The sequence below is a fragment of the Inquilinus sp. genome (genome assembly GCF_057815775.1).
The window spans coordinates 1-2,066 of sequence record NZ_JBYRFX010000560.1; the positions used below are offsets into that span (position 1 = coordinate 1).

Genomic DNA, 2,066 nt, shown 5'->3' on the forward strand with positions numbered 1-2,066 from the left:
CGATCGGCAAGGCCGATTCGGGGGTGTAGGCACCGCCGCTTCTCCCAGAACCGTCATTGCGAGGAGGCGAAGCCGACGAAGCAATCCATGGCGCCGGTATGGGCTGCCCGATGGATTGCTTCGCTGCGCTCGCAATGACGGTGTTTGGGGGGACGCAAGCGCCTCCGGCCCCTCCTGCGGCGCGGGAGAGGCAAAAACAGTCGGGCTCGCCAAGGTGAATCCGACCTAGCCCGACTCTCTATGAAGCAGCAGGACCGCGTGCAGCCGGCGCCAGGCTTCGGTTTCGCGGCGGCGGGCCTCTGCAGCCATCGCGTTGCCGCCAGGTGGTGTTGCCGGATCGGTGCCGGACAGAGCGGTGTCGGGTGGATCGATATCGGGTGGATCGTCTGGCAAAGGCCGGGCCGATCGGAATGGCGGCGGTGCCGCGACGGCCCTTTCGGCGGCCTCGGCCAGGGCGGCGCGGTCGGGCCGGAGGCCGAGAGCACGGCACAGGCTGTGGATCAGGGCCTCGATCGGCAGGGCCCTGTCTTCGAGGTCGATATCGATGCGGCTGGGGTGGTCGCCGGACAGCCGGGACCACAGCTCGCTCGTCAGCCGTTCCCGCGCGTCCGCGTCGTCGGGTGCGGCGGCGGCGATGGCGCGGGTCACGCCCTGGGCGACCTGGCTGCGCCGGTCGGCCATTTCGGACTGCCGGTCGTCCCGGTCCAGTTCGGCGGCCTGCAGCGCTTCCGCCTGCTCTTCCTGCAGCCGGGCCATCAGCGCGATGCCGCGGCGGATGGCCAGGAACAGGCGGCTGAACCGGGTTTCGGCCTTGCAGGCCTGCTCGAATTGGCCGGCCTTGAGGGCGGCCACACCCGCTTCCTGGAAGCCCCGGGCGAATTCGCCGGACAACGTCACCAGGGCGGACAGCAGCGCGACGTGGGCCTCGGTGGCCGGCGAAGCGTCGGGCGCTGTCTCGATCCTGGTGGTGGCTTTGTCCATCTCATAATAAGAACATAATAGGAACATTCGAGTCAAGATCAAGCCGCCCAGTCCGCCAGGCCGCTCGCCTCGACCGCGCCGGATCGCCCCCGCAGCAGCTTGACAGGGTGAGACAACAGGCAAATGCTTTAAGCATAAAACAAATAGTCGGAAGGGGGATGCCATGCGCCTGAGAATCATCGGAACGGCGGCCATCTGTCTCGCGGCGGCGCTGCCTCTGTCCGCCCACGCTGCCACGATCGCGGACACGGTCTATGTCAACGGCAAGGTTTACACGGCCGATGCCGGCGATGCCGTGGTCCAGGGCTTCGCGGTGTCGGGCGACCGTTTCGTGGCGGTGGGTAGCGATGCCGAGATCCGCCAATACATCGGCAAGGACACCCGGCTGGTAGACCTGCAGGGCCATTTCGTCAGCCCCGGCCTGGCCGACGGCCATTTCCACAACGAAGGCGGCGGCAGCGGCATCGACCTGTCGCATGCGCGCAGCCTGCAGGAGCTGCTGACCATCATCGCCAATGCCGCCGCCACCGCGGCGCCCGGCGCGCTGCTGGTGTCCAATTCCGACTGGCACGAGGCCCAGCTCAAGGAACAGCGCCTGCCGACGGCGGCGGAGCTCGACCAGGCGGCGCCGAACAATCCGGTCGTGCTGGTGCGCGGCGGGCATTCCATCATCCTCAGCGGCGTGGCGCTGAAGACTTACAACATCACCGCCGATACGCCGGTGCCCGCCGGCGGCCAGATCAGCCGCGACACCAACGGCGGCCTGACCGGCGAGATCTTCGACACCGCCAAGGCGCTGGTGCCGCTGCCCGCGCCGAAGCCGCTGACGATGGACGATATCGTCGCCACCCAGGCGGCGCTGAACGCCTATGGCATGACCGCGGTGCGCGTCCCGGGCTCCTACAAGGGCAACATGCTCGACGCCCTGCGCCTGTGGCGCCAAGCCGCCGCGGACCACAGCCTGACGCTGCGCTACACCGTCTACATGCCGGGCTTCGAGTTCCGCACCGCGCAGCAGGTCGACGACGCCATCGCCAAATGGGGCGTCAAGCAGGACGAGGGCGACGATTTCGTCCGCATCGGCG

The 2,066-nt window shown here is 68.3% G+C and carries 2 protein-coding genes; one reads left to right on the top strand and one right to left on the bottom strand.

The window, feature by feature from the left end:
- Positions 1-225 precede the first annotated feature (225 nt).
- Positions 226-1,023: a hypothetical protein gene (locus tag AC3XYG_RS19455; protein WP_489141512.1), complete on the bottom strand. Its 798-nt coding sequence runs from the start codon at positions 1,021-1,023 to the stop codon at positions 226-228.
- A gap of 121 nt (positions 1,024-1,144) precedes the next feature.
- Here AC3XYG_RS19455 and AC3XYG_RS19460 point away from each other — a divergent pair.
- Positions 1,145-2,066: amidohydrolase family protein (locus AC3XYG_RS19460; RefSeq protein ID WP_489141513.1), on the top strand; the 922-nt coding region annotated here is incomplete at its 3' end.